Annotated in this window: 35 protein-coding genes; 12 read left to right on the top strand and 23 right to left on the bottom strand. The window is 54.2% G+C overall.

Features of this window, described 5'->3' with window-relative positions; all coding sequences use genetic code 11:
- Position 1: 1 nt before the first annotated feature.
- The 11 genes from WC859_06160 to WC859_06110 form a co-directional block, all read right to left on the bottom strand.
- A complete protein-coding gene (locus WC859_06160; protein MFA5975737.1) occupies positions 2-892 on the bottom strand; it encodes a hypothetical protein in 891 nt (296 codons plus the stop codon).
- The gene (locus WC859_06155; GenBank protein MFA5975736.1) at positions 889-1410 is read right to left on the bottom strand and encodes a type II secretion system F family protein; all 522 of its coding nucleotides are present in this window, start codon (positions 1408-1410) and stop codon (positions 889-891) included. The genes WC859_06160 and WC859_06155 overlap by 4 nt, the downstream gene beginning before the upstream one ends.
- A 1-nt stretch (position 1411) precedes the next feature.
- Complete coding sequence (locus tag WC859_06150) at positions 1412-2116, bottom strand: type II secretion system F family protein (GenBank protein MFA5975735.1); 705 nt, start codon at positions 2114-2116, stop codon at positions 1412-1414.
- On the bottom strand, positions 2113-4005 hold the full coding sequence (locus WC859_06145; protein ID MFA5975734.1) for a CpaF family protein: 1893 nt from the start codon (positions 4003-4005) through the stop codon (positions 2113-2115). The genes WC859_06150 and WC859_06145 overlap by 4 nt, the downstream gene beginning before the upstream one ends.
- Positions 3998-4711 carry a Flp pilus assembly protein CpaB gene (gene cpaB / locus WC859_06140; protein ID MFA5975733.1) on the bottom strand — a complete coding sequence of 238 codons (714 nt, stop codon included), beginning with the start codon at positions 4709-4711 and terminating at the stop codon, positions 3998-4000. The genes WC859_06145 and cpaB overlap by 8 nt, the downstream gene beginning before the upstream one ends.
- Positions 4708-5184 (bottom strand): TadE/TadG family type IV pilus assembly protein, encoded by a 477-nt coding sequence (locus WC859_06135; protein ID MFA5975732.1) that lies wholly within the window; start codon positions 5182-5184, stop codon positions 4708-4710. The genes cpaB and WC859_06135 overlap by 4 nt, the downstream gene beginning before the upstream one ends.
- Positions 5156-5887, bottom strand: a complete 732-nt coding sequence (locus WC859_06130) for a hypothetical protein (protein MFA5975731.1) — start codon at positions 5885-5887, stop codon at positions 5156-5158. The genes WC859_06135 and WC859_06130 overlap by 29 nt, the downstream gene beginning before the upstream one ends.
- 16 nt (positions 5888-5903) lie before the next feature.
- A complete protein-coding gene (locus WC859_06125) occupies positions 5904-6383 on the bottom strand; it encodes a TadE family protein (protein MFA5975730.1) in 480 nt (159 codons plus the stop codon).
- Positions 6380-7213, bottom strand: coding sequence for a type II and III secretion system protein (locus WC859_06120; GenBank protein MFA5975729.1), 834 nt, complete (start codon positions 7211-7213; stop codon positions 6380-6382). Before WC859_06120 ends, WC859_06125 begins: the two co-directional genes overlap by 4 nt.
- Positions 7206-7409 (bottom strand): Flp family type IVb pilin, encoded by a 204-nt coding sequence (locus WC859_06115; GenBank protein ID MFA5975728.1) that lies wholly within the window; start codon positions 7407-7409, stop codon positions 7206-7208. Before WC859_06115 ends, WC859_06120 begins: the two co-directional genes overlap by 8 nt.
- A 317-nt stretch (positions 7410-7726) precedes the next feature.
- Positions 7727-8041: a helix-turn-helix transcriptional regulator gene (locus tag WC859_06110; GenBank protein MFA5975727.1), complete on the bottom strand. Its 315-nt coding sequence runs from the start codon at positions 8039-8041 to the stop codon at positions 7727-7729.
- Positions 8042-8276: 235 nt separating this feature from the next.
- Here WC859_06110 and WC859_06105 point away from each other — a divergent pair, with 235 nt between their 5' ends.
- The 3 genes from WC859_06105 to WC859_06095 all read left to right on the top strand — a co-directional run bounded on the left by WC859_06105 (position 8277) and on the right by WC859_06095 (position 10147).
- Positions 8277-9488 (top strand): FecR domain-containing protein, encoded by a 1212-nt coding sequence (locus WC859_06105; protein ID MFA5975726.1) that lies wholly within the window; start codon positions 8277-8279, stop codon positions 9486-9488.
- Between the two features lie 97 nt (positions 9489-9585).
- Positions 9586-9870, top strand: coding sequence for a BrnT family toxin (locus WC859_06100; protein MFA5975725.1), 285 nt, complete (start codon positions 9586-9588; stop codon positions 9868-9870).
- Positions 9842-10147 (top strand): BrnA antitoxin family protein, encoded by a 306-nt coding sequence (locus WC859_06095; protein ID MFA5975724.1) that lies wholly within the window; start codon positions 9842-9844, stop codon positions 10145-10147. Before WC859_06100 ends, WC859_06095 begins: the two co-directional genes overlap by 29 nt.
- A gap of 11 nt (positions 10148-10158) precedes the next feature.
- Here WC859_06095 and WC859_06090 read toward each other — a convergent pair whose 3' ends face one another.
- Genes WC859_06090 through rsmG form a run of 5 tightly spaced genes read right to left on the bottom strand, consistent with a single transcriptional unit; the run spans position 10159 to position 14297 of the window.
- A complete protein-coding gene (locus tag WC859_06090; protein MFA5975723.1) occupies positions 10159-11244 on the bottom strand; it encodes a hypothetical protein in 1086 nt (361 codons plus the stop codon).
- On the bottom strand, positions 11204-12088 hold the full coding sequence (locus tag WC859_06085) for a ParB/RepB/Spo0J family partition protein (GenBank protein ID MFA5975722.1): 885 nt from the start codon (positions 12086-12088) through the stop codon (positions 11204-11206). The genes WC859_06090 and WC859_06085 overlap by 41 nt, the downstream gene beginning before the upstream one ends.
- Positions 12085-12921, bottom strand: a complete 837-nt coding sequence (locus WC859_06080) for an AAA family ATPase (protein MFA5975721.1) — start codon at positions 12919-12921, stop codon at positions 12085-12087. Before WC859_06080 ends, WC859_06085 begins: the two co-directional genes overlap by 4 nt.
- Before the next feature lie 18 nt (positions 12922-12939).
- Entirely contained in the window at positions 12940-13614 is a 675-nt protein-coding gene (locus WC859_06075) for a rhomboid family intramembrane serine protease (GenBank protein ID MFA5975720.1), read from the bottom strand.
- Positions 13611-14297: a 16S rRNA (guanine(527)-N(7))-methyltransferase RsmG gene (gene rsmG / locus WC859_06070; GenBank protein MFA5975719.1), complete on the bottom strand. Its 687-nt coding sequence runs from the start codon at positions 14295-14297 to the stop codon at positions 13611-13613. Before rsmG ends, WC859_06075 begins: the two co-directional genes overlap by 4 nt.
- A gap of 299 nt (positions 14298-14596) precedes the next feature.
- On the opposite strand from rsmG, the gene WC859_06065 reads away from it, so the two are divergent.
- On the top strand, positions 14597-15400 hold the full coding sequence (locus WC859_06065) for a metal-dependent hydrolase (protein MFA5975718.1): 804 nt from the start codon (positions 14597-14599) through the stop codon (positions 15398-15400).
- 24 nt (positions 15401-15424) lie between these two features.
- Here WC859_06065 and WC859_06060 read toward each other — a convergent pair whose 3' ends face one another.
- Both WC859_06060 and WC859_06055 read right to left on the bottom strand, forming a co-directional pair.
- Positions 15425-16585 (bottom strand): AAA family ATPase, encoded by a 1161-nt coding sequence (locus tag WC859_06060; GenBank protein ID MFA5975717.1) that lies wholly within the window; start codon positions 16583-16585, stop codon positions 15425-15427.
- Between the two features lie 76 nt (positions 16586-16661).
- Positions 16662-17642 carry a zinc-binding dehydrogenase gene (locus WC859_06055; GenBank protein ID MFA5975716.1) on the bottom strand — a complete coding sequence of 327 codons (981 nt, stop codon included), beginning with the start codon at positions 17640-17642 and terminating at the stop codon, positions 16662-16664.
- Between the two features lie 94 nt (positions 17643-17736).
- On the opposite strand from WC859_06055, the gene WC859_06050 reads away from it, so the two are divergent.
- The 3 genes from WC859_06050 to WC859_06040 are packed head-to-tail and all read left to right on the top strand — an operon-like array spanning position 17737 to position 19434.
- Complete coding sequence (locus WC859_06050) at positions 17737-18519, top strand: DUF1189 family protein (GenBank protein ID MFA5975715.1); 783 nt, start codon at positions 17737-17739, stop codon at positions 18517-18519.
- Positions 18516-19241 carry a type 1 glutamine amidotransferase gene (locus tag WC859_06045; protein ID MFA5975714.1) on the top strand — a complete coding sequence of 242 codons (726 nt, stop codon included), beginning with the start codon at positions 18516-18518 and terminating at the stop codon, positions 19239-19241. The genes WC859_06050 and WC859_06045 overlap by 4 nt, the downstream gene beginning before the upstream one ends.
- A complete protein-coding gene (locus WC859_06040; GenBank protein ID MFA5975713.1) occupies positions 19231-19434 on the top strand; it encodes a DUF2892 domain-containing protein in 204 nt (67 codons plus the stop codon). Before WC859_06045 ends, WC859_06040 begins: the two co-directional genes overlap by 11 nt.
- Positions 19435-19442: 8 nt before the next feature.
- On the opposite strand, the gene WC859_06035 is transcribed toward WC859_06040, so the two are convergent.
- Positions 19443-20018 carry a YceI family protein gene (locus WC859_06035; protein MFA5975712.1) on the bottom strand — a complete coding sequence of 192 codons (576 nt, stop codon included), beginning with the start codon at positions 20016-20018 and terminating at the stop codon, positions 19443-19445.
- A gap of 173 nt (positions 20019-20191) precedes the next feature.
- On the opposite strand from WC859_06035, the gene WC859_06030 reads away from it, so the two are divergent.
- On the top strand, positions 20192-20788 hold the full coding sequence (locus tag WC859_06030) for a thioredoxin family protein (GenBank protein ID MFA5975711.1): 597 nt from the start codon (positions 20192-20194) through the stop codon (positions 20786-20788).
- An 18-nt stretch (positions 20789-20806) separates the two neighbouring features.
- Here WC859_06030 and purE read toward each other — a convergent pair whose 3' ends face one another.
- The 4 genes from purE to WC859_06010 form a co-directional block, all read right to left on the bottom strand.
- On the bottom strand, positions 20807-21292 hold the full coding sequence (gene purE / locus WC859_06025) for a 5-(carboxyamino)imidazole ribonucleotide mutase (GenBank protein MFA5975710.1): 486 nt from the start codon (positions 21290-21292) through the stop codon (positions 20807-20809).
- A gap of 66 nt (positions 21293-21358) precedes the next feature.
- A complete protein-coding gene (gene mnmG / locus WC859_06020; GenBank protein ID MFA5975709.1) occupies positions 21359-23290 on the bottom strand; it encodes a tRNA uridine-5-carboxymethylaminomethyl(34) synthesis enzyme MnmG in 1932 nt (643 codons plus the stop codon).
- Between the two features lies 1 nt (position 23291).
- Positions 23292-24023 carry an N-acetylmuramoyl-L-alanine amidase gene (locus WC859_06015; protein ID MFA5975708.1) on the bottom strand — a complete coding sequence of 244 codons (732 nt, stop codon included), beginning with the start codon at positions 24021-24023 and terminating at the stop codon, positions 23292-23294.
- Positions 23962-24369, bottom strand: a complete 408-nt coding sequence (locus WC859_06010) for a hypothetical protein (protein MFA5975707.1) — start codon at positions 24367-24369, stop codon at positions 23962-23964. The genes WC859_06015 and WC859_06010 overlap by 62 nt, the downstream gene beginning before the upstream one ends.
- A 122-nt stretch (positions 24370-24491) precedes the next feature.
- Between WC859_06010 and rpmH the strand changes: the two genes are divergently transcribed.
- From rpmH to yidC, 4 genes are read left to right on the top strand one after another with little or no spacing between them, the layout of a single operon-like run.
- Positions 24492-24632 (top strand): 50S ribosomal protein L34, encoded by a 141-nt coding sequence (rpmH, locus tag WC859_06005; protein ID MFA5975706.1) that lies wholly within the window; start codon positions 24492-24494, stop codon positions 24630-24632.
- 13 nt (positions 24633-24645) lie between these two features.
- Positions 24646-25005, top strand: coding sequence for a ribonuclease P protein component (gene rnpA, locus WC859_06000; protein MFA5975705.1), 360 nt, complete (start codon positions 24646-24648; stop codon positions 25003-25005).
- Positions 24972-25211 carry a membrane protein insertion efficiency factor YidD gene (gene yidD, locus WC859_05995; protein MFA5975704.1) on the top strand — a complete coding sequence of 80 codons (240 nt, stop codon included), beginning with the start codon at positions 24972-24974 and terminating at the stop codon, positions 25209-25211. The genes rnpA and yidD overlap by 34 nt, the downstream gene beginning before the upstream one ends.
- Positions 25212-25230: 19 nt before the next feature.
- Positions 25231-26787: a membrane protein insertase YidC gene (gene yidC / locus WC859_05990; protein MFA5975703.1), complete on the top strand. Its 1557-nt coding sequence runs from the start codon at positions 25231-25233 to the stop codon at positions 26785-26787.

Here is a 26787-nt window from a genome sequence, read left to right as displayed (position 1 = left end):
ATTAAAGCAAGGTAACCCAGGTGCAGGTTTCCTCATTAACATGAAAGGTCTCCAGTTGGATTCGGCCATGTTCCGGAGAGGATACCTCGAAGACTTGGCCGGGGGATTGGAGAGATTTCTCAAGGGAAGCTCCGGCATTCGACAGGAAGGGCATCTCATGCCAGGAACACCCCGGAGCAATGGAGGAAGACGCCGCCGGACTCCGGGCGACAAGCCGCTGATGATTATCCAAAAGAAGCAGAGAAACCGGAATACGCTTGAGCGCACTGGAAAGATAGTGCTGCCAGGTTAGCTCCATCTGCCGGGCTTGATGCTGCGCATGCTGGGCCTGCCCCTGAAGATCCGCGAGGGTCTCTTCCAAATCCCGAATTCGTTTTTCCCTGCCTTGCAGATCGCGATTGAATCGCCAGAACTGCCAATAGGTAAGACCCCCTAGAAAAACAACCATTCCTGATAACAAAAGAGCTCCGCGTTTCAGCCATTGACGGCGTTGGGGATTTGAATACACGATCAAAAGCTGTCCTTGAATCGATGAGGTGTTTGAAAGCGAAACCGTGGACACCATTCGGATCTGGTTCCTTTTTCTTGTGGACAAGTTTAAGCGCGCTCCCAGTTGGGAAGGATCGGTATGAGCGAGTACGCCTTGATGATCATCCAGCAAAGCGGCATAAGCGAGACCCTGGGCGCCTGAAAGAGCCTTCAAAATTTGCTGGACCAACAGATCATCCTGCGTAAGACAAGCCCGCTCCACTAACTGGGTAAACGCTTTTTGCAGGCGCCGCAGACCGAGGCGCTCCTGCGCTTCGAGAGCCGCTTTCCAGAAAAACCATTGGCTGGCCAATAAACCAATCACCAACAGAACAGAAACAGAGCAGGCATGCGTTGTTTTCATGGAAGTCCCTTCCCTTGAATCAGGGAAATCGCCATCGGGCCAAACAGCACAAGCAAGAGAGTTGGAAAGATAAATACAAAAAGAGGGAACATTAATTTTAGCGGGGCAACGGCCGCTTTCTTTTCCGCCTGGAAGCCCCGCTGTTGGCGAAGCGATTGCGCCTGCTGCCGAAGAAGCGGAGAAAGACTGGTCCCCATCTCTATCCCCTGCACAATCGCTTGCACCGTTTCCCGGAGGCCAGCCTCCGGGACGCGCTTCAGGAGGTTGCGCAAAGCCTCTGTCCGGGACGAACCGGTCTGAATCTCTCGCTGAACAAGAACCAGTTCATCCCGCAACGGACCCGGAGGCCCCCAGATCAGATACTGCTGCAGCGCCACCTGAAAATCCAGTCCGGCCCGCATCACCAGCGCCAGAAGATCGATCGCTTCCGGCAAGGCTGATGCGATGGCCGGGAAAAGCCGGCGCCGCCGGTTCCATTCGCGAAAAGAGACATCCAGACCCGCCAACGAAAAAACCATATCACTCCACATGGATCGTTACGATCCGCTGAATTATGAGGCTCCCCGCCGTCACCAGCCCGACGACAACAGCGACCAAGATCTGACCGGCTAACGTATGCATCGCCGGAACAATCAGTTCCGGAGCCATCAGGTAGAGCGCTGCCATCAACAGGAATGGCAAAACGCTTAACAGATAACCGGACGCTTTACCTTGAGCGGTCAGGGCTGCCACTTTCTCAAAGAGCGTCTGACGTTCCTGAAGGGTGGCCGCCAAAGTCTCCAGGACTTCGGCCAGCGACCCGCCCGTCTGCTGCGTAATACAGACCGCCGCCACAAACCAGCGGATCTCCTGAATAGGAACGCGCGAGGGCAACTCTTGAAGCGCTGACGTTAGCGGTTTTCCAACCTGAAGGGAGTGAAGCAGTTCGCTCCAATGGAGGGCCAGAGGCGGTTCACCTTCCCGTGCGGCACGCTCCAACGCCTGCTGAAAACTGGCGCCGACCTGCAACGCGTGCGTCAACGTCTGCAAGGCTAAACGCAGCTGCCGCGCGAGCAAACGCCGATCCCGTTGTTTCTGTTGACGACGCATAATCCAAGGCGCCCAATATCCCAGAATTCCAAAAGTCCCGGCCAGCACCGCCGAACCGGTAATCATCAGAATGAGGCCTGCTGCTCCAGCACCAGCTACCGCGCGGGCCAGCCAAAGCGATTTTACCGGGGTCATCGCCGTATCTCCTGCAGGAACGTTGCCACTAAGCCGGTTGTCTCAAAACGATCCTGATGAAAACGGAAAAGCTCCTGTGTCGTCAGGCGATCCCCTTCCATGCCGGTCACTTCCGTAATTGAAACGATTTTCCGCGAACCGTCGCTTAAGCGCGCTTGCTGAACAATTAGATGAACCGCGCTGCGAATCTGTTCTCGCACCACGCGGATGGGCAAGTCCATCCCGGCCATCAGGACCAGCGTCTCCAGCCGTCCCAGGGCATCGCGCGGCGAGTTGGCGTGCACGGTGGTTAGAGACCCGTCATGACCGGTATTCATCGCCTGAAGCATGTCGAGGGCCTCTCCGCCGCGGCATTCTCCAACCACGATGCGGTCCGGCCGCATGCGCAGGGCATTGATCACCAGGCGACGGATCGGGATGGAACCTTCTCCTTCCGTGTTTGGAGGACGGCTTTCCAGACGGACCACGTGCGGTTTCTGGAGCCGCAGCTCAGCCGCATCCTCGATGGTCACGATACGTTCATCGTCCGGTATGGCTGAGGACAAAGCATTCAGCAGGGTTGTTTTGCCGCTGCCTGTGCCTCCGGAGACCACCACGTTTTTCCGGCCGGCCACGCTGCGGCTCAAGAAATCAGCCATCGTCGGACTCAGGGAGCCGAGAGCCGTTAAATCATCCAGGCTCAAGGCCCGTGCGGAAAACTTCCGGATCGTAATGGTCGGACCGTCCAGCGCCAGGGGCGGCAGGATGATATTGACTCGCGACCCGTCCGCCAGACGCGCGTCGCACAACGGCATGCTCTCATCCACGCGCCGGCCGATGGGTGCGACAATGCGGTCAATAATAATCCGCAGCTGTTTTTCATCGGAAAAACGGATGCCTGTTTCATGGAGACGGCCTTTTATCTCCACAAATATTTTCTGCGGTCCATTGACCATCACCTCAGAGACCCCGGGGTCTTTCAGCAAAGGCTCCAGCGGCCCCAAACCAAGGACTTCGTCCATCACGCGCTGAAAGATCTGTCCCCTCTCCTGCCGCGAAGAAGAAATCGTGTCATCGTCCGCCAGACAGGATTCGACGGTCTTTTGGGCCATTTCAACGGAAGCAGCGGCATTATTCTCAGTCGCGATTTTTTGCTGTAACGCTTTCAAAAGCTGAGGCTGGACACGGTCCTTCAACTCCCGGACAGCAGCGTCGGCAACCAGCGGATCATTTGAAGGCGTTTCTTTCGGAAGATAAAGGTTGTCCGATTGAAGATGCATCGCCAGACAACGCACCCTTTGGCGAAAATCCGCTCCCTTATCTTCCGGGATCCGCTCCAGAATGGGAACGCCCGCCAGCGCGGAAAAAGAATCGGACAACCGACGAAATGGAAGACGGTTCAATACTACACGTGAAAAAGCCATGGGATAATGTTTCGAAGCTAAAGCGTCCAACCGCTCACTCAACTGATGCTCGACATCCGTGTTCGGCTTCGCGACCCAAAGCAACAAATCAGACTGATCCAAAAGGGCCAGATGGCCGGCTTCCGTTCCGGCCGGGCTATCGACAAAAACCCAGCTAAAAGCGTTTCGAACCATGGCCAATAAATCCTTCCACAACTCCAAAGGAGGAAAAGCAGCCAACTCCAGTTCCGCCAGCGATCGCCCGTCTTGAAGAAAATGGTTCCGAACCATCTGGGATCCCAATGGTTTGAATGTCCGGACCCAGAACGCAATTTCCCCTTCTCTCGCCGCAAGGGCGGGAGAGGGTGCATGTTCTTTTTTCGAATCGGAACTAATTTGAATCAGCAATACTGGGGAATTTCGGGAAAGTTCGGCAGCGACCGCCTGGACCAAGGTCGTCTTCCCGGACGCCGGCTGGAAAGACCAGGCGGTAATCACTCTATTCATGTCCCACCTCTATAGGGGCATCATCCCCCAGCGCCCGCAGCGCCACCGTCAAAGATCCCTGCGTGCGGGCTTCAAGCAAAGCGCCCGCCTGCACCGGGTTCATGGACACCGTAATAATGTTCATATCGCCTTCAGCAGCATCGTCCTTTGTTTCCGGAACGACAGCGCCCACTCGGTGATGATCCACCGCCACCACTTCCGCCGCAGAAAAAAGAAGCTCAGTCGCCCGTTTGGCTTGGAGAGCAGCGTCAGAGTGATGAAAAACCTTATAGATAGCGATGTGATCCCCCGGCTGAATCCAACCGCCGACCCCCTGTATACGATCCGCTGCAAAGGAAACAGCCACGCGGCCGGGACCCAGAATGGAAGAGAGACCTCGGTTCTGGCTTAAATCCATTACCAACGCTCTGGTGAGGGGTTGCCCCTCAGGGAGGCCGGCCACACTCGCGAAGCGAGGCTGGCCGTTTTCGCCGGCCAACTCAGAGAAGGATCGAAAAGCCCCTGGAGGAACGAAATGGGCCGGGAAGTTTCGAATGACCAAGCCCTTATTTTTAAGCGGGGAATACGCCGGCAGAAACCGATCGGCAACAATCACCGGCACAGTTTCAGCCGACTCCTGTTCAGCATTGTCGACACCAGCCCACGACTTCCAAAGCACAACAGCACCGACCAACCCGATGCTCCCTAGAAGCATCCACCGAATCAAGTGTGGATTTTTCCCCAACGCACCGGCGGTCCATAGCCGAGAACACCGGGATAACCATAAGGCGGCGCATGTTTGATCACGCATGATTCCTCCATTGTCGAACGCAGAACTTTCAGCCAAATCTGTTTGGGTTTGTAACGAATGATGACTTTGTCCAATTGCATGAACTTTTCCTGGCTGTCACGACTGGATCCCACACGAATATCCTGTAAGGGAACGCGCAAAGGAGGCGACCCCCTTAACAACGCCCGCTGAACAAGCCGTTTGACTTGCGGGATCTCAATACGTCCGGAGCTGTAAAGCCGGGCTCCTTCTTTTGCCGCCTGGATGAGCTGCATTCGGATCGCAAACCACTGGCTGAAACCATAAATCGCTGAAAAAAGCGCCAGAAACAGCCACAGCAGAAGCGCCCATTCAACGAGCGCTTGACCATTTTGCCCTCTCCTACGATAACGCGAGCAGTTTTTTGACATAAAGTGGAGTTTTTTCGAGCAGCAGACCGTTGAATTGCGGGAAAAAAGACTGGAGTTGTGCATCTTCCCACCACTTCTGGTCATCCACGCTTGGGAAACCACCGTTACACAGGCTGCCCCGACAAGCGGCATCCAGATAAACGCGCGCGCTGGCGGTCGCTTTCTGCCCGTTTTTTGAAACCATCCAATGGGTTTGATGCGGAGGTTGAGCCTTGCGTTTCCCAACACCCCACAAACGCGCGTAATAGACATGTTCCACTGTTTCCGGTTTCAGATTGACCGGTATATATTTATCCAGCCAGATCACTTCGAGATCCTGCAACTGCAGGTGGGACATGACCGGCAATGTTCTGGCCGGCTGATCGCATCCGTTCTGTTTGGCGACCCATCTCCCAACCTTTTTGGGGAAGCTATTGAATTGAGGGAGTTGTCGGTAGTATTGCACGTAACTGCCTGTGATCAAACTATTCTTTGCCGCGATTTGAGGTGCAGCATAATTTTTGTATTTCGGGAAAACAATTAAATTTAGCCCATCGTTATATGATGAAAACTTGTTCAACATCTCTGCTTGGGCTCGGGCGGCGCTCAGGGCTGTTGCTTCAGCAGCCATCGCTAGACGCGCTTGCATGAGCGTTTTCCTGGCGTAAACAATCAGCGCAAAAAATAACGAAAGCAGGGTCAGGAAAACCGCCAGCCCCGGCAATAAAATCTGCCCGCGTTCACTCTTCATAGACGGGGATCTCCGGCTCAAAAGGGAGTTCAGCGTACCCAATCACTTTCGGGGAAGGCAGGCCACTCCTCAGAAACCATTTTGGGAATACATGGAAGGAAAGGTTTACGGAGGCAATCTTTCCTTCCCCTGACCAGGAACCGACACTGGGGAATGGATAAGAAGGCAGTCGACCCATCCTGAAGATTGTCAGCTTCGGAGTACTCGGAATCCCCTGTGTCTGTCGGATTTCGTTACGGAATTGCCACGCCAGTTCAGCAATGGCTTTAGCTTGAACATAACGCCCGACCGCCACGGTGTGAGCGAGTTGCGAAGCGGAGAGTTGAAAGACCAGTTTAACGCGAATCAACCAGAGAAGCTGCAACATCAGTACAAAAGTTAAAAATACGACCGGCAACAATAGGGCCATCTCAATAAGACTCTGTCCTCTTTTTCCGTTAAGAGAATGTCCGGGTTTCATAAATTTCATAAATTTCCTGCTTCCCCCGCCTCCACCGGCAACGGAGCCACGGGAGCGGTGTGAAATTGACCCTCTTGCAGAACGGTAGGCGTGACAAACACCACAATCGACGTGCGCCGATAGGTATCCACCTTGCAGCTGAAGAGGTATCCCAAAAGCGGGATATGCATGAGGCCCGGAATCCCTTTTCGGGTCGATTCCTTATCCGTCTGGATCAGCCCGGCCAAAGTCAAGGTTGCCCCTTGCTCCAGCGTGATCTGCGAAGACACCTGCCGGGAGCGGATCCCCGGAACGACATTTCCTGATAAGGTCACGCTGTTTTGATTGTCCGGGCTGCTGACCTCGGCATGAATGGACAAAGCGATCCGGCCACTTTCGTCCAGATGCGGAGCAATCTTTAAATCAACCCCGTAGGGTTTGAATTCCACAGTAGAAGTTCCCAGCGATCCAGAAACAGCATAAGGCAGTTCGCCTCCTGAATGGAATGTGGCGGTGGTACCGTCACGCGTGACGAGCTTTGGATTGGCCAGCAAATCAGCTGTGCCGTGCTCAAACATCATCTGTAAATCAGCAAATACCTTGCCTCGCGTGAGCGTGCCGACCGATAACAGGCTCGGCACGCTCGCCTCTTCAACATGCAGCTGACTCAACCATTGGATCCCCAGCTTATGGGTTTTTTGCTCATCGACTTCCACCACCTCAACCCCTATTTGAATCAAGGGTTTCGAAGCCGCCTGAGCAATGGCCTCTTGACGCGCGAAGGTGATCTTGCCCTGTACGATCAGCCATACGACCATCGATGCCCACCGCAGAACCCGGCGTCGTGGACGATTAGTCACCGACTTCTCCTTTTTCCTGCGCCATGCTTTTGCTGTAATCCATCTGGGTATTCAGTGCTTGACCGGCTTGAGCAAAGGCGTTGTGCGTTTTCTGCCCCAGAAACTTCAGCGACCCAATGGCTAACAACGCCATCAGAACGAGAACCAGCACGTATTCCACCAATCCCTGCCCTCTATTACTCTTTAAACGCGACATACTTTCCCCCTTCGGATGAATTGGGTCCGGCTTTTCCGAACCGTCACATCGATTACCCACATTCCATTCTCCAAGGCTCTAATCACAATCATCGAAATTAACCTCCTGTTCATTCTTGACCTTCAACACTTAGATGAAGATGTCGACAAAATATTCATTTCCCGAGGAGGAAGTACTCGAAGGGGCGAGGCGACTGTTTTGAAGGGATGCCCAAGTTACTACGATAACTATACAGTCGTCATCCCCCTCGGGGATGACAATGTTCTTGAATCCCCTGCCCGGGAAACCCGGCAGGGGATCTTGTTTCGAAAGAAGTTCTAGCCGGAATGCTTCAGTAGGGTATGCAGCGCGCGGAGGAGCTTTTTTTTCTGCGGGGTGGATTTGTCGCGCAGAAGAAAATCAAATTGTTTGGAGGCGGAGCGGGCCGGGGCGGGTGTTTTCGACGGCAAATCGAGCAACCGCCCCAAAGACAGATCAAGGGCCTGGGAAATCTTCCATAAAGTTTGCAGGCTTGGTTTTTTTCGGCCTTTCTCAATGTAAGCCAAAAAAGATGGAGAAATGTCCGATGCCTCGGCCAACCGCTCAAGGGTCAACCCGGCGCGGAGCCGCTCCTCCTTCACCCGCTGGCTCACAAACCGATAAATGTCCTGTAACACTATGAAAGAGATTCTAAACTGGCATCACGTGATGGGACATAATCCATAAGTCTAATGATATTATTGACTTATGGTTAACTTCTGCATTTGCGGGCATCACCGTGCGCATCATCATCCCTGGCTGGGGCACTGCCGTCAGTTGCCGTGCCCTTGTCGCAACTATATCGAAAGCAACCGGCACAAGGGATCTTCGAGTTATTACAATAACAGCATGAAGCGCATTTTTTCCTTCGGGGTTGCTTTCGTTCTCAGCGCGGCGTGGTGCCAAGCGGATGAATTTCCGGATATCCAGCAGATTTTCAAGACCTTTCGAGAACAACAAGCGTTCGAACACCGTGCGGCCGAACACGATACAGAAGCTCTGCAGGCTCACCTGGATCAGATCCATGATTTGCGCTCAACGTTAACCCTGCCGAAAGACCGGACCACCGACAAAGGCCTGGCGGAGACTCTGGCCAAGGACAAGGAAGCGCTTTCCAGAACCAAAGAACGCCTGCGCCTCTCCGAGCGCGCCATTCAGGGAGACTTTCTCGGAATTCCTTACGAAATGAGCGGCCTGGTCGAGAAACAAACCGGTTCCCGCTGGAGCCCGATCAGCAAAACCACCCCGGTGCTCCCCGGAGAAGTGCTACGGACCGGGCCGGACGGGCGCGTTCTGCTGATTTTCGAGGATGGCGGCCATATTTTGATGGTTCCGAACAGTTCCTTTCAACTCAAGAAACAAAGCGCTTCGGAAACCACGTACGAGTTAATCTTCGGCAGTATCCATGTGGACCATCGTCCGAGCGCGGTCAAGAATGTTCTTCGACTGGTGGAATACCATACCACATCGGCCATCGCGATCGTGCGCGGGACAACATTTAATTTATCGCTCGACGAAGCCAATCGAACGCATCTGGTACTGGGCTCCGGGAAAATCGATCTCTCCGCCATGGCAACAGACAAGAAAGACCTGAGCAAACGCGGGTGGTCGCGGGATATCCCCCTCGATACCCGTCCGCTGATCTACGGGAAATGGGTCCGGCTGGCGTTGGTGGAAGGAGAGGTATTCATCCTCAGACCCGACGGGATCGCCCGGAAGGCGGTGATCGGCGCGGAACTCGCGCCCAATGAGCGCCTGGCAACAGGGGATAACGGCATGGCCTGGGGATTTATGCGCGGGGATTATCGGGTGGTGCTGGAACCGAACAGCCGACTGTCAAATTCCAAAAAAGGAAACCGGCTTTCCATTCAACTTCAAAAAGGCACCTTTCACGTCACGACCCTGACGCAACCGGAAGAGGCGGAAGCCCGCCCGGCGTTTGAAACCCCAACCAACACTTGCCGCGTGAGCACCGCGGAGTTTGGTGTCACTATTGACGCGGAAAGCGGCCGGACGGATTGGGTCCCCTACGAAGGCACGCTCGAGATTACCTCCCACTAAGAACCCGCTCCCCACCATAACGAATATTTTGTCCGGAATCCCCTCTAATAGACAGGAGGTCTGTTGATTTTTATGATAACACGGTATATACTAGGTTATGCGGTTTGAGTGGGATGACGCCAAGGCGGCGTTGAATCTCGCCAAACACAATGTTTCTTTTCGGGAGGCGGCCGTTGTCTTCGGAGATCCCCGGGCTCTTTATCGGGAAGATCAGGCGCATTCCAAAGAGGAGCGCCGCCGGCACGTGATGGGACGCTCCGAACGCGGCATTCTGGCAGTCGCCTACACTCTGCGAGGGGACAACATCCGTTTGATCAGCGTACGTTTTGCCAGTCGCCAGGAAAGGAGATTGTATGCGGCAGTCCAAAAGGAAAAAGATTGATTTTAGCGACATCCCGGAATGGACGGCGGAAGATTTTAAGCGCGCCCGGCGTTCGTCGCCGCAAGACCGCGCCCGCTTCAAAACAGCGTATATTCGAACGTTCGGGCACCCCCCGCCCAGACGCGGGCCCCTGCACAAGGCTCCTGCGGAGCGGTACGTGCCGACATTCATCAAACTACATCCGGGTGCTCTGGCTTGGGCTCGGGCTGAAGCGAAACGGCGAGGCATCGGCTATCAGACCGTCATCAACGAGACGCTGCTGAGGCAGGCGGCATAACTACTGGTTCATTAGTGTTTTGTCTCGGGATTATTAGAAACATCGACGAGGAAAGGCGTGCTGGTGTCTGTTTCTTCCCAGATGTTGGCGGCCTTCACGCGCAAGGCCAGGCGGGTTTTCGGCAGAGACGTCGGGTTGAGCGAAAAAGTAAAAGGCGCTTTCCATAACGGCCGATCAATTTTTGTCCATTTCTTCTGATCAACGGAAAATTCGACCCAGGCACGTTCGATCGAATCCCCCTCCACCGCCGCGGTGACAATCGGGAAAGGATGGTCAGCGGTCCCATTCTGCCACGAAACCATCCGAACCTTTACCGGATGAGCCGCACCAGCAGGAATGAGTTTGAGCGCCAACGCTGGCTGAAAATACGAAACACCTGTGGCCAAAGCCTTCCCAGGACCATGCGACGGTTCCCCCTTCACGGCATGATCCACCCAGCTGTCGATATCACGCCCGCCCCAGGCCGCCGCCAAAACCGGGCTCGACGAGATGGACAGAAATCCTGGCGTCGGAGACCAGAGCGCCAGAAAATTCTCTCCGGCCTGGTTCACCTGATTAAGCGGTACTTCCGCCCAGAACCACTGGGATTCCCCGGCGGTAACGATCGCGCTCTCCGGATCACCTTCGGAAGGGATGTCTTCGGTCCCGGTCAGGCGAACATACTGGTTTTTAGTCCAAGCGGCGGTCGAGCTGATGGCCATAAAGATTTCCCCGGGAAGCGATTGCTGCTCCCATGGCTTTTTCCCGGCCGGCGAAAGTTTCATCCGCCCCAGCCTGGCTCCGACATACGCTCGGACGTACCGGCCGGACGGGACCGGCGGCAGTTTCTTAATCCAACAGGTGTTGTAGCCGACATACCAATTGCCGTCCCAGCCGCTGTTAGCGAAAAGGGTGTAGTCATTCGGATTGGGAACCTTCAGAACGGTGACGGGATAATCAGGCGTTTGCGCGAAGATGAACGAAGCAATAAATAAACAACAAGATAATAAGAATTGTAGGGGCGCACCGCTGTGCGCCCGCCGATGACAGGGTCGCCAGCCGGCGACCCCTACGTTGTTAAGAGGTCGTTTTCCGAAGCAGGGCGATGAGCGCGTCAAAATCATCGAGTGAATAAAATTCTAACTTAATCCATCCCTTATGAGAAGCATCCCCATGGAGATGCACTTTGCGGCCGAAGAGGCGCTGAAGCTCTTCTTCAATCGCGCGGATTTCCACAGGTCTGGCCGTCTCATCGGATGACCGTTTCTGTTTGGAGGCGGGTGTTTGCTTTTTGACGCGAACCACCTGCTCGACGATGCGCACCGGAAGCGCCTCTGAAATGATGCGCTGAAAAAGTTCCTGACGGGCCGCGATATCCTCCAGAGCGACCAACGCGCGGCCGTGCCCGGCCGAGATTTTCCCCTCCTGAAGCACCTGCTGAATTTCGTCGGAAAGATTCAGAAGCCGAAGCGTGTTGGCCACCACCGCGCGGTCTTTGCCCACGGCTTTGGCGATGGCTTCCTGCGTTAATCCGAACTCTTCCTGCAGCCGCCGGTAGCCTAAAGCCAGTTCAATGGGGTTGAGGTCTTCGCGCTGGATATTTTCAATCAAAGCCATCTCAAAGCGCTCGGTTTCCGTTCCCCCTCGAAGAATCACCGGGATTTCGGACAGTCCCGCCTTCTGAGCCGCTCGCCAGCGGCGCTCGCCGGCAATGATTTCATAACTCCCATCCGGAAGCGGCGCCACCAGGATGGGCTGAAGGACGCCGCGCTCTTGAATGGAAGCGCTCAGTTCGTTCAAAGAGTCCGACGAAAAAGTGTGCCTCGGCTGTTTCGCGTTGGGACGAACTCTGTCGATCGCGATCGTGACAGGCCCGGAGGGCTTGGGCAGCGCAGCGGCAACGCTGGCGGCGGTGTCTTCGGAAATAAGCGCATCAAGTCCTTTACCGAGAGCGGATCTCATGGTGTGGCGACCTCCTGAGGTTGAGAAATGGATTCTGCGGGTGCCGGCGCCTCCGAAACCTGCGCCGGGGCGCTTCGCGCCAAAAACTCTTTGGCCAGGCGTTCATAAGCATCGGCGCCTTTCGACGACCGGTCATAGGAGAGAATCGGTTTCCCGAATCCCGGCGCTTCAGCCAGGCGGATGTTCCGCGGGATGACCGTCTCATAAACTTTGTCCTTCAGAAATTTCTTGACCTCTTCCATGACCTGCACAGTCAAATTCGAGCGCATGTCGACCATCGCAAAAAGTAGCCCTTCGATGGCCAAAGATGGATTCGTCTTCTTCCGGACCAGCTGAATGGTCTTGTAAAGCTGGGCCAGTCCCTCCAGCGCGTAGTACTCGCATTGCATCGGGATCAGGACGCTGTCAGCCGCTGTCATAGCATTTAAGGTCAGCAAACCAAGCGACGGAGGCGTATCAATAATTACTAAATCATATCTATTTCTAGATGCGTTCTGATTAATTGCATCCGCTAATCTGAACTCACGGCGGTCTGTGTTTACGAGCTCAACTTCGGCCCCGACAAGCCCGAGTGTCGAAACGGCAACAGACACTCCGGAAGTAGGTGATTCGATAATGATGGATTCCAAGGATTCCTGACCGATGAGGACGTTGTAAATACTTTTCTCAACCTTATCCCTATCGATGCCAAGGCCTGACGTTGCGTTAGCCTGAGGATCCAAATCGATGAGAAGGACTTGCTTCCCCATGTGTCCAAGGAAGGCAGCCAGGTTAACCGCTGTCGTTGTCTTGGCGACTCCACCCTTTTGATTTGCGATTGCGAGGATCTTCATTGTTTCGCGTGAAACATCTCAGCGATATTTACTTGTTCGGCTCCCTAACATAGGGGCCAGCAGTATCCCATACATAAACCCGCCCGCATGCGCCCACCAGGCAATTCCCCCAATAGAGTGATTCGTTATAAGTTGAGTTGAAAGCGCCATCGCGCCATTAAAGGTCTGGAGGAAAAACCAAATTCCGAGGAAGATAAATGCAGGCACCTCTCGAATTGTAATAAAAAATAAAATCGGTATCAATGTGAGAATGCGCGCATAAGGATAGAAAAAGAAGTAAGCTCCAAGAACTCCGGCGATGGCTCCAGAAGCTCCAAGCATTGGGATATTTGCGCTAGGGGTCATGAAGGCTTGAGCAAAATTCGCTACAACTCCGGCGAACAGATAAAAGAACAGATATTTCAAATGTCCTATTTTATCCTCAATGGCATCCCCGAAAATATACAGGAACAGCATATTGGAAGCGATATGTAGCCATCCCCCATGCAGAAAAGTTGCCGTCAAAAGCCTATACCATTCACCATGGTGAAAAAGGAGTGGAGGAACAACTGCCCAACGATCAATTATATGCTTGAGCGCCGAAGGGCTTCCAGCCGTAAGCTCACGGTAAAAACAATAAGCATTAGCCAGGATGATGAGCCAGTTAATGGCAGGGAATTTTTTGGATGGGGCATTATCCCTTAAAGGAATCATAAAGGCTTCTTTGATGGAACGCCGGTTCGCCTTGGATATTGCGATGGCGTGCTGTCTTTCTTACTAAAAACGAGAATTACCAAATTTTTATCAGTTCCGTATTGAATTGTTCGTTCAAATTCTACTCCTAAAGCTCTCATGGCTTTTTTCGCCACCTCCAGTTCTTCCGGCCATGATGTTCCATGTGAAACAATTAATCTCCCCCCCACTTTCACTAAAGGTGCTGTCAGTTCAATTGCTGATCTCAGTTTGCTGAGAGCACGTGCGAATACGAGGTTGAATGTCTCCCGTGAACCCGTATGGCAAAATACTTCTAATCTTTCAGATATATACGAAATTGATTTTATTGAATACGAATTACTGAACTGCTCTAGAAATCCAACTTTTTTGTTATCTGAATCAATTAGATGCATGTCCCACTTCGGAATTACTATCGCAATGGGTAGCCCTGGAACACCATTCCCGGTTCCCGCATCCGCGACTTTCCAGTGTTCCCCCCTCCATTCAGGAGGCAATGCCTCCACCATGGCCAAAGCGTCCAGTACATGGCGCTTCCAAAAACGCGACCGCTCATTGGCCGCGGTCATCCCAAACCAAGAGGGCGATTGCTCAATGGCCTCTGAATATTTTTTCAAAAGTGCAAGTTGAGACGGGGAAATATCCGCTAGCAGAGAGTCGCTCATAATAGATTCTACTTATAGAATTCTTCGTTCCTCACCGTTGGCGCGCCGGAGCGGCGACGAGAGCACTGGCCGGCACCGTTCGGTCGCCTGAGGCGACCTCCCGGAGTCTTCCTCTGGTTTGCCGGCCATCGGAGACGCGACGGCAGGCATCGCCGAAGAGTGTCGCTCGGCAGAAGGCTTCTTCACCGGAGCCAGAAGAACGGCGATCCAAATTATAGTTTTCCGGTTGGCTTGTAGCACTATAGGAAATACAATGATCTTACAAGAAAAGGCCGCATCTCTATTTTGAGGAGCCCCCCATGCGACAACTTCAACGCGTGACGTTTATCGCCGGACTCTGTGTCATTTTTTCGGGAACACCGACGAGCCCCGCCTTTGTTCCCGAGTCCTCTCTGCGGTGGCTAGGCCATTCGGCCTTTCAATTGACGACGCGGCGCGGGAATGTTTTTCTCATCGATCCCTGGTTGGCGAATCCTCAGGCGCCGAAAAATATCCAGCTGGACCATGTCGATGGGATTCTCCTGACCCATGCTCACGCCGATCATGTCGGAGAAGCGTTCGATCTGGCCAAGAAGTTCAACGCGCCGATTATCGCCTCCAACGAATTAACCGACATCGCCAGAATGCACGGCATAAAAAATGTTCTTCCGATTGATCCGTCGGGCAGCCAATGCATCGCCGACGTGACGATTACGGCTGTTCCGGCTGTTCATTCTTCCGGATACATGGAGGGGGGGACAATCATTTATGGCGGTGCGCCTCTTGGCTTTGTGATCGCCGAAGAGGGCGGCCGGACCTTTTATGATGCCGGAGACACCGGGGTCTTTTCAGACATGGCGCTCATCAGCGAGCTCTATCATCCGGAAATTGCGCTTCTGCCGGTGGGGGGAGTTTATACGATGGGGCCATCCGAAGCAGCCGTTGCCACGCGAATGCTCGCGGTCCGTACGATCGTGCCGATTCATTATGGGACTTTCTCCGCTCTCAAAGGAACACCCGAACAACTCGCCACGGAGATGAAACGCCGCGGAATCCCAACGAGCATCGTCGTCATGAAACCCGGCCAATCCATGACCCTGAAGGAGCTTGCGGCGGCCCGCTAGAGGGGGAAAGCTCCACGTGTCCGGCTATAGCCCGCCGTCCAAGGTTTTTTGTGGATTGAGCTGACGAAGGAACTCCTCGCAGGGAACGCAGAGAATGGCTCCTTTCTTTAAACGTTCCTTGCCTCGATACAGGAAAAGCGTTTTGGCTTCCGGATACTCCTCCCCAAAGGCTTTCAGCCCCCGAAGATCTTCATCACGCACCCGTGAACTATTTTTGACCTCGATTCCCCAAAACCCGTGCGGGCCATAGAGAACAAAATCAATCTCTGCGCCGGAGCGCGTCCGCCAAAACGAGAGGGTGGTGTCTTCATGTCTATAAGCGATCCATGAGCGCAAGTGCTGAGCGACCAACCCCTCCAAGGCATGACCGTCAATCTCGTGCGGCGAGTCGAGGGGTCCTTTAGGCCGAAGCGACCGAAAGACCCCTGCGTCAAAAAAATAAAACTTAGGGTGCGTCGACATTTCCCGTTTCGCCCTTTTGGTAAAAACCGGGAGACGAAAAGCGAGTAAAAGATCTTCCAGAATCCCGACATATCCCTCCACGACTTTACGTTCCACTTCGCATTCACGGGCCACGTTGCTGACGCTCAGAACAGAGGCGTGCGAAAAGCTGATGGCTTCCAGAAAGCGGGAAAAATGGCCGATATTCCGGACGAGCCCCTCCATTTGAACTTCCTCTCGCAGATACAGCGCCGCATACGCCTTGAGCGTTTCCTCTGGCTGCGAGGCAAACCAGACAAGCGGCAGAAGCCCTTGCTGCAGAGCTCGCTCAAAATCAAACCGTTTGCCTAACTCAGCCGCCAGAAAAGGGTGCAAGGTTTGAAGAAGTGCGCGTCCAGCCAAAAGATCTGCTCCCGTGCGTTTCAATTTGCGCGCGCTGGACCCCGTTAACACAAACTGCCGCCCTTGTTTTTCTTCAATCAACGCATGTACCACCGGCAAAAGCGCTGGAATCTTTTGGATCTCATCAACGATGATCGTTTTCCTGGAAGGGGAACCGTACACCACCTCTTTCAAGCGTTCCGGCTTGGCATGATAACTTCGAAAAGTCTCAGGATCGAGCAGGTCAATCCGCACGCTGTCCTCAAAGACCGTTTGAGCCCAAGTGGATTTTCCTGTTCCACGAGGTCCCATAAGGAAAAAACTCTTCTGGGGCGGCTGGAGAAAACGAATCAATGTTTCCATATTGCGTCTCATTATGGAATTACTTCTTCCATATTGCAAGGCCTTTTCTCAGAGGCGCTTGGTGTCGACTCGCTAATCAGGGCACCAGCAACACTTTTCCACGGGTTCGGTTCTTTTTGTAGAAGTCGATGGCTTCCTGGATTTTTTCGAGGGGAAAACGGGCCTGCACATCGGTGCGTAGTTCCTTCTTCAGAAGGCGCTGAACATCCATTATCATCCCCAGGCGCGCAAACCATCCCATCCGCTTGATGGCTTCTGAAAGCCAGAAGCCGGTCAGTTGCTTACCGGAAAAGATCAGATCGCTCGGGTTGATCTGACAGGCTTCTCCGGAGAGAACGCCATACACCACGACTTTTGAGCAACGCGGAAGGCTGCGCGCCATCTGAGCAGTCAATTCTCCGCCCACCGCATCCAGGGCGATGGTCGCACCTACCTCCCGGCAGATCCGGTGCAGTGACTCTTCAAATCCCGGCTCACTGGAATCCAAAACGCAGGCCGCGCCTTCCCGCCTCAGAAGATCCGCCTGCTCACGCCGCCGGACAATATGGATGCTCTTCAAACCATAACGACGGCTCAGGCGCGAAATCATGCGGCCCAACGCGCTGGCCGCCGCGCTTTGGATAAATGCGCGATGGCGCTCGCGGCGGATACGGTCCAGCAAACACCAGGCCGTCATAGGATTCACAACCAGGGTAGCGCCTTCTTCAAGGGCTACAAAGGATTTGAGCGGGATGCATCGGTCGGCTTGGCAGGCCATGTACTCGGCCCACGTACCATTCCCGTCCTCGGGCGCACGACAGGCCACACGCCGCCCCACAAGCCAATGCGTATAGAACCCGCCCTTGGCCGCCACAACGGTGCCGCTTCCCTCAAACCCCGGGACAACCGGCAGCGGTTTTTGAATCCCATACTGGTTGCGCAGGAAAATCAAATCCGAGGGATTAATAGGAGCCGCCGCTATTTTAACGAGAACCTGTCCACGATGGAGAACCGGGAGGGGAAGTCTCCTGACCTGAAGAGAGGGGGGATCAAAACGTTCCAAAACAATCGCTCGCATAAGAATGGACTACTGGATTGTACTTGTAAGCGTGCCCGGCGACAACGACACATTCCAAAGACGTTTTGTAAGATAGCCATGGAGGAAATGAGTCGTGAAAAAATATTATTTACCGGAAGTTTTGTGGCTTTCCTTTTATTCGAAAGACCTCTATCGATCGGTCGGCCGGATCTGGCGGGCGCGAGGGCTGGCCTATCTGGTCCTATTGGTTGTTCTCATTACGTTACCGGTTTTCCTTCAATTCCACCGAACATTTAATGAAAGGCTTGAAACCATTCAATCAGAGTTCAGCCGGCAACTCCCTCAAATCACCCTCCTGAAAGGCGAAATACGCACCCCGGAATCCAAGCCCTACGAAATCCGTTTCGGGGGAGACACGGCGAATTGGATCCTGATTGACCCGACGGGGAAAACCGCGTCACTTTCTCAAACAACGGCAACCATTCTTGTCACTCAGAAAGAAGTACTCCTCCGGATGTCTCCCGGAAAGACGCGCGTTTTCTCCCTGTCCAATATCGAAGACCAAACCATCGATCGGGATCACATGGTCGAGTGGATCAATCTGATCAAAAAATGGTCTCCTGTATTTTTCTACCCCATTCTTTTCGTCATGGAATTCGGGGTGAGGCTTTTGCAGGCGGCGCTGCTGGCTTTAGCCGGACGCTTTATGGTTCGCCAGATGGGGAAATCACTCGATTTCCTTTCCGTGCTGAATATCGCCCTGGTGTCCCTTTCTCCGGCACTGATGATTCAGACTTTCTTGGTTGACACTTTGGGAGGGGTTAATTCCAACGGCCTACTGATGTTCTTTCTATCTTTGGGTTATTTTGTCTTTGCGCTGAACGCGGCAACGAATGTTCCCAACGGTGAGGCATGAGAATCCATTATTTCACCCACGTTCCCTTTGAAGGACCGGCTAAAATTCATGATTGGGCCCAGGACCGGCGCCATTCGACCGGGACAACGCGCCTCTTTGCCAACGACCCTCTCCCGCCACTTGACGAAGTGGACGCCCTGATCATCATGGGCGGCCCCATGAGCGCCAATGATGATCGCCGGCTGGATTGGATGAAAAAAGAAAAAGAATTCATCGCTCAAGCGATTGAAGGGGGGAAAAAGGTATTCGGAATATGCCTTGGCGCGCAATTGATTGCCAGCGCGCTGGACGCCAACGTTTACCCCAACCGGGAAAAAGAGATCGGCTGGTTTCCGATTGAACTCAATCCCCCCAATGTCCGGCAACATCCATTAAATGTTCTGCCGCAGAGGGCGACGGTTTTCCACTGGCATGGAGAAACCTTTGACCTTCCCAAGGGAGCGCAACATTTGGCGCGCAGCCGGGCCTGCGAGAACCAGGCTTTTGGAATCGGCCGGCAAGTGGTTGGCCTGCAGTTTCATATCGAAGTCGGGCGGCCGGAGATCGAATCGTGGGTTCAGCACGGGGCGGCGGAGTTAACAGAAGGGGCTTTCGTCCAGAATTCTCGGGAAATGGTGGACCGAGCACCGGCTTATGCTCCTCCGCTTCATGCCGCGCTTTTCCGTTTTTTGGATGCGTTCACGTCGCCACTCAGGGACCAAGGAGATCACTATGGACTGTAACGTCGGAGGAATTGATCGCGTTGTTCGAGTGTTGGTGGGGATTATTTTAACCGCGCTGGGTCTGTTCTTTCTCTCATCGCCGATTTCCAGGGTATCGGCCCTGGTCGTGGCGGCGCTCTGTCTGGTTACCGCCTGGTTCGGCTTTTGCTATATCAACAAGCTTCTGGGCGTTAACACCGCCAAACGGCGGTAACTCCTTTCTTATTGGCTCGCCCCTTCGACTTCGATTGTAATTTCCACATCATTCCCAACCATGGAGGCGATCGGCCCGGTCGTGGGGCCGACGCCAAAGTCCCGGCGGTCAATGCGCGTGGTAGCGGTCGCACCGGCCCGCTGGCCCGGTCCCATGGGGTCTTTGGCCATACCCGCCACATCCAGATCCAGAATGACGGGGCGCGTCACGCCATGGATCATCAGATCACCATGGAGCTTGGCGTGGCTGCCGTTGACATCCGTTATACCGGTACTTTTGAAGGTCATGACAGGGAATTTCTGGACCTCCAGGAAGTCAGGGGAACGGAGGTGGTTGTCCCGCTTCCCTATACCGGTGCTAATGCTGCCGATTTGGATCGTCGCCTGAGCGCTGCCGGTCTTGAGATTAGCGGGGTCGTAGTTGAAGATGCCATTGAACTGATCGAAATGACCGAGCACTTTGCCAACCACATGCTTGACCCGGAAACTGACGCTCGAATGGCTGGGGTCGATGGTAAAAGTCACCGCCTGAACCCATGGGGTCAGGGCCAGTAAAATAAGACTAACCGGAATGATCCGTCGCATGATTATCCTCCTTGTATACTGTCTTGTACAAAATCGACTCTATAAATTAAGCTGAATTTGTACGTTCACAAATACTTTACATCCTGTCGACTCATCCTGTACTATATATGTCCTAAGAATTTCGCGATTTCGCCGCACATTACAGTAAAAACAAGATCGGGAGGAATTTCTCCATGGCCCTGATTCCATCAACGATGTTACCGCTTGGCACTCCAGCGCCGGGATTTGATCTGCCGGATATCGTTAGCGGGCACCGCATTTCGCTGAACAACTTTAAGGCGAATAAGGCCCTTCTCGTCATGTTTATCTGCCAGCATTGTCCTTATGTCCAACACATCAAATGCGAACTGGCCAGGATTGGCAGGGATTATATGGACAAAGACATCGGCCTTCTGGCGATTAGTTCGAATGATGCTGAAAATTATCCTGATGATTCGCCCGACAACCTGAAGAAGTTCGCCAAAACCGAAGGCTTCAACTTTCCGCTTTGCTATGACGAAAGCCAAACAGTCGCCAGAGCCTTTACCGCGGCCTGTACCCCGGACTTTTTTCTATTCAACAGCAGCCGAAGACTTGTTTACCGGGGCCAACTGGATGACAGCCGCCCCGGCAACAGAAGACCGGTGACCGGCCGGGATCTTCGGGCTGCCATAAATGCTGTCCTTTCCGATAAAACGGTGTCCCCTGACCAAATCCCCAGCATTGGCTGCGGTATTAAATGGAAAATTGGCCAGGAACCGGTTTACTTCAAAAAGCCAACAATTGTCTAACGTCCGGCCTTCCCATTATTAGGGGAGGGTTTCCTTCCGTATCTTTTCGGCTTGTGTTTCGCGGTAACGGCGCAGTTTATCGCGAAGTTCGGGCCGATGAACACCCAGAATCGCGATGGCCAGCAACGCCGCATTCGTCGCCCCGGGCTTTCCAACAGCAAGCGTTCCGACGGGAATCCCTCCGGGCATCTGAACCGTCGACAAAAGAGAATCCAAACCGCTTAAGGCGCTGGTCATCGGCACTCCCAGAACGGGAAGCACGGTATGCGCCGCGGCGACTCCCGCTAAATGAGCGGCGCCACCCGCCGCCGCGATGATCACGGCCATCCCCCTCGATTCAGCGCCGGAAACGTACTCGGTTGTTTCTTTCGGAGTACGGTGCGCCGAAAGCACGCGGCACTCGTGCGGGATGTCAAACTGCGTCAAGACGGCATCCGCCTGCTGCATAGTCTCCCAGTCGGATTTGCTGCCCATGAGAATAGCGACTAACGGTTTGTCGGCCATAAGAATCTCCTCTTCGATTTGCTTCGCTCACTCAGAGTGGTGAGCGTAGTCGAACCACTCTGCAATTTATTCTGCTCGGGCACGCTGGAGATGCACCAGGAGCAGGCTGATATCGGAAGGCGTCACCCCCGGGATACGGCTCGCCTGACCCACGGATGCCGGGCGAACCGCCTTGAGCTTCTGACGCGCTTCGGTTAAAAGTCCTGTCATGCCGTCATAATCGATGCTGGATGGAATTTGACGGCGTTCCATGCGGACAAAACGATTAATTTCCGACTGTTGGCGTTTTAAGTAACCCTCGTACTTGACCTGAATTTCAACCTGTTGGCGGACCTTTTCCAACGACCAGGGGGATATTTCTATAAAGTCATTCCCCGCAGCTACTGGCGGGGAATCCAAAGAGTCGATTCCGGAGATGTCTGGATCCTCCGCCAGAGACCGCGGAGGATGACGATGTGTGGGGCCCACTTCCAAGTTAAGCCAGTCCATCGGGAGACACTCGCCTTGACGAAGCCGTTTGGCCAATGAGAAACGGGGATCTGAATCGCGCGTGCGTTCCAGATGGCTCAGGCTTTGATCCACCAGCTGGCGGTACCGCTCAAAGGCCTCATAAACAGACTCCCCGATCAGTCCCATGCGGCGTCCGATGGCGATTAACCGCAGATCGGCATTATCCGTACGCAGCATCAAACGATATTCCGAGCGGGAGGTAAACATCCGGTACGGTTCGTCTACCCCTTTGGTGACAAGATCATCAATCATCACGCCGATGTAGGCGTCATCCCGCTTGAGGATCAACGGCTCTTCTCCTTTGATCTTCAGCACGGCGTTCAGGCCTGCCATCAGCCCTTGAGCCGCGGCTTCTTCGTATCCGGTGGTGCCATTGATCTGGCCGGCGAAATAAAGATTTTCAACTTTTTTAGTCTCCAGTGTGGGATGCAGCTGGGTGGGGGGACAATAATCGTACTCCACCGCATATCCCGGGCGCATGATCTCGGCATTCTGGAGTCCCGGAATCGACCGGACGACGGCCAGCTGAACGTCTTCCGGAAGGCTGGTGGAAATGCCGTTGACGTAAATTTCCTCGGTGTGATAGCCTTCCGGCTCCAGAAAAACGTGATGACGCGTTTTCTCGGGGAATTTCACAACCTTATCCTCGATCGACGGGCAGTAGCGAGGGCCCTTGGATTGGATAACGCCGGAATAGAGCGGCGAACGATCCAGGTTGTCCCGGATAATCTGGTGTGTCGTTTCATTGGTATAGGTGATCCAGCAGGGCTTCTGAGGCTGCGTCAGGCGCTCCGTAAAATGAGAAAAGGGCACCGGCGGATCGTCTCCCGGTTGAATTTCACAGACGGAAAAGTCGATCGTCCTGGCGTTAAGCCTGGGAGGAGTACCTGTTTTTAACCGCCCGACCTGAAAACCGAGCTCGCGCAGGGAATCGGAGAGGAACTGTGCCGAATGCTCCCCGGCGCGGCCTCCGGTATTCTGTGTCAGTCCCACATGCATGAGCCCCTGCAGGAAAGTCCCGGACGTCAGGATAACAGCCTGAGCGCGGTAGAGGGTTCCGGTCTTTGTTTGAACCCCGGCAACGCGGCCGTGCTCCGTAAGGATCCGAACAGCCTCGCCTTGTTTGAGATCGAGATTTTTTTGCCGCTCGAGGGTATGCTTCATCGTGAATTGATAAAGCTTTTTGTCGCACTGGGCACGCGGCGATTGAACAGCCGGGCCTTTCCCAGCGTTCAGCATCCGGAACTGCAGGCCCGCGTGGTCGGTGTTCCGGGCCATTTCGCCGCCCAGCGCGTCAAGCTCCCGCACCATCTGCCCTTTGGCCAACCCGCCGATAGACGGGTTACAGGACATCTGGCCAATGCTGTCGAGGTTCATGGTGATCAATAAGGTAGGCAAACCCAGGCGCGCGCTGGCCAGCGCCGCCTCACATCCGGCGTGCCCGGCGCCAACCACAATCACCGCATACTTTTTAGGGTAGGAAACCATCTCACGCTTTCTGGAAGTAATCCAAAATTCCTTTGGCCACGGCCTGTGCGACTTTGTCCTGAAAGGCCTCCGTACCCATCACCTTGGCCTCCGGCTTGTAAGACAAGGTACCGATTTCCAACAAAACAGCGGGCATCCGCGCCGTAATACTGACAAAACTGCGCCGGTGCATGCCATTATCGTGATGATCCGGTAGATTCTTTACCATTTCCTGGCGAAGTCCCTTCGCCAGATCACGGCTTCCCCACCGGTAATAAAAGGTCGTAAAACCCTTAAACGATCGGCTCCGGTTCCAATCGCAATGGATGCGCACGTAGGCATTGGCGCGCATCACGTTGGCAAAAATGGCGCGGGCGCGGTTATCTCCCATCCTTCGGGGGTTGTATCGCCAGGGGTTATCCGGCGTGCGCGTCAAATAAACGCGGGCTCCCTGGGTCTCCAGAAGCCCAGCCACCTTTTCGGCGACCGACAGAACCACGTCTCGTTCGTAGACCCCCCGACGGGCACGAGACCCCGGATTAATAACAGCTCCCCCCTCATTTCGAACCGCATGACCGGGGTCCAGAACAATGATTTTCCCATAAAGAGGCTGAGGCTCCGGCCCGATCTGCGCCCGAGCCAGAACCGTCCCCAGGGAGAGAACAAGAACAACGATGGTTTTTTTCAAGCCTTTACTGAAGCAAATAGACGTGATCGCCGGCACGCGCCCGCTGGATGACTTTAATGCCGACACCGTCCTTCAGCCCGGCTTGCGTGACCGGCAGATGATCGATTTGCATGGAATCGACGGTCTGCTCAATATGGGTGGTATGTCCAAGCACCTGGATACGATCGCCGAGCGATACCGGACTCTGCAACGTTAACGCAATCACCCCTACCTTGGCAAAATAATCTTCAACAATTCCAAGGAGTACGCTGTTGGGCGGGGCAATCACCCTGGGAGGAGCGGGCGTCTTCGCCGGAGCGGCTTTTTTCGCTTTCTTGGTCTTCAGGACTTTTTTGACCGGCCGCTTAGCGGTTTTCCGTGTACGAGACGCTTTCTTTGCGGGCTTCGCTTTTGCTTTAACTTTCTTTTTCATGACAGCCTCCTCTTGCATGTCAATGTCTGGCCTATCCGGTCGACTATCTTTGAAACGATATGGTACTTCTTCACCGACGATAAATGCAACGAGAGGGCTACTTATCCTATAATAGCGCCGTTATGCCTAAACGCACTTATCAACCCAACGTACGCCATCGAGCCAAAGTTCACGGATTTCGCGCCAAGATGAAAACGGCCGGAGGACGCCGCGTGTTGGCCAAGCGTCGCGCCAAAGGCCGCTGGAGCCTCACGCCGAAATAGTGTCGCTGCCGTTATGAATCACCGGTTTCGCTGGCATGAACGCCTCCATCGCGAGGCAGATTTTACACGCGTGATCCGGCAAGGCCGTCGGGTGAGCGCCTCTGGTCTTATTTTGTGGACCCATCGCCTGCCCGAAGGAGAGACTCCTCCTCGCCTGGGCTTGGCCATCCCCAAGCGTTACGGCCGAGCGGTGGATCGCAACCGGCTGAAGCGTCTTTTGCGCGAAGTGTTCCGGCTGAATAAGGACAAGCTGTTGCCGGGCGTAGACATGGTCTTTTCCGCCCTCCCAATGAGCGGGAAACCTCGGTACCAAACCATCGAACCTCTGGTCTTAGCGTTATGGAGCAAATCCAAGCTTCTTTCCAATCCCTGACAACCGTTTTCCCGCGCGCCCTGATCCGTGGGTATCAGTTCGTCACTTCGGGAATGGTTCATCGTTGCCGTTTTTATCCGTCCTGCTCGGAGTACGCCCAGGAAGCCCTTCGACTGAAGGGGCTGTTCCATGGTTTATGGGCCGCCCTTGTTCGAATTCTGAAATGCCATCCCTGGCACCCCGGGGGATACGACCCCGTTCATTAACTTACTTAAAGGAACTTTTATGGAGCAAAAAAATCTTCTATTAGCCGTTGTTCTCTCCGGAATTTTTCTTCTTTTCTGGTCGGTGTTTGTCCAGCCGCGGTTTACCCAGCCGCCGCTTCAGACGCCTCCGGCGCAGACGTCAGCCACCGCGGAGATCGCTCAAAAACCAGCGGATCTGGTGGCTCCGTCCAACAACAAGGCCCGGCAGTCCGATGATGTCTTTTTCCGAGATCAACAGAACGAGGTTGTTTTGTCACCGATGGGCGGAAGGATCAAAGGCTGGCGGCTGAATCTCAAGGGACATGAGGTCGACCTGGTCAACATGCCCGAGGCACCGCCATTGCCCCCCGGCAGTTTTTCGGAAAAGATCTTCGCGATCACGCAAAAAAACAACACCGTCGCGCTGACAGGAACCGTTGACAAAAATCTCGTTCTAACGAAGACCCTCACGCTGAAGCCGAATGGCTATTTACATGATCTGACGTTCCATTTTCAGAACAGGTCAGGACAACCCGTGGAGGTCCGGAACTGGGAATGGGGATGGGGGCCGGGGCTGGGAACAACCCTCTCCGAGAAAAAAGAAAACAGCGGCCTCATTCGCGCTCTTTCCATGGGCAAGCTGAAGACCCATGTGTTGAAACCGGGGGACTATACCGAGTTTGGCTCCTGGGCCGGGATCGACAACCGCTATTTCCTGGTTGCCTTCTTGCCTCAAGATACCGGTCGTCCTGAACTATCCGTTACCGGGACAAAAGACCAGACTCGCGTGGCGGTTCGCGAATCCCTGACGGTCCCGCCGCACAGTGATGTCTTCCGGCATTATCAGCTTTACACCGGGCCGAAGGGATACACGCAGTTGAAAAAGTACGGGAAGAGTCTGGAAGAAGGCGTGGATTTCGGCTTCTTCAGTTCGGTCGGGAAATTGATCTTGAACGTCATCTACCGGCTGCAAAACTGGACCGGGAACTACGGCTGGGCCATTGTGATCCTGACCATCGGGCTGCAGATCCTGATGTTCCCGCTGACGATCAAACAATCCAAATCCATGCTGGCCATGAAAAGAATACAGCCGCAAATCGCGGCCCTGAACAAACAGTACAAAGGGGATCCCAAACGGTTGAACGTGGAGATGATGAACCTCTACAAAAAATCAGGGACGAATCCCTTCGGCGGCTGTCTTCCGATGCTCCTCCAATTGCCGATTTTCTGGGCGCTCTTCACGACGTTGCGCAATGCCTACGAGCTCAGGGGAGTGCCCTGGATTCTATGGGTCAAAGACCTCTCCGCCCCGGACACCCTCTTTCACGTCTCAGGCGTTCCGGTGAATATCCTGCCCTTGGTCATGGGGGGAGCCATGTTCTTCCAGCAACGGATGTCCGGTGCAGTCACGGACCCGACCCAGAAACAGATGATGTACTTCATGCCGATCATATTTACGTTCATGTTCTATAGTTTCCCGTCCGGGCTGGTCCTTTACTGGCTGATCAATAATTTGCTTACCATGGCCATTCAATGGGGGTTCCAGCGCGTGACGGCTCCCGACGCAGGATCCTCAACCCCGTCTGTTGTTCACTAA

Source organism: Elusimicrobiota bacterium (assembly GCA_041660185.1).
In the GTDB taxonomy this organism is placed as follows: Bacteria; Elusimicrobiota; Elusimicrobia; order 2-01-FULL-59-12; family 2-01-FULL-59-12; genus JBAZWU01.
Note: the sequence above shows the minus strand (reverse complement) of the source record. Positions and strands in the feature narration are given on the sequence as shown.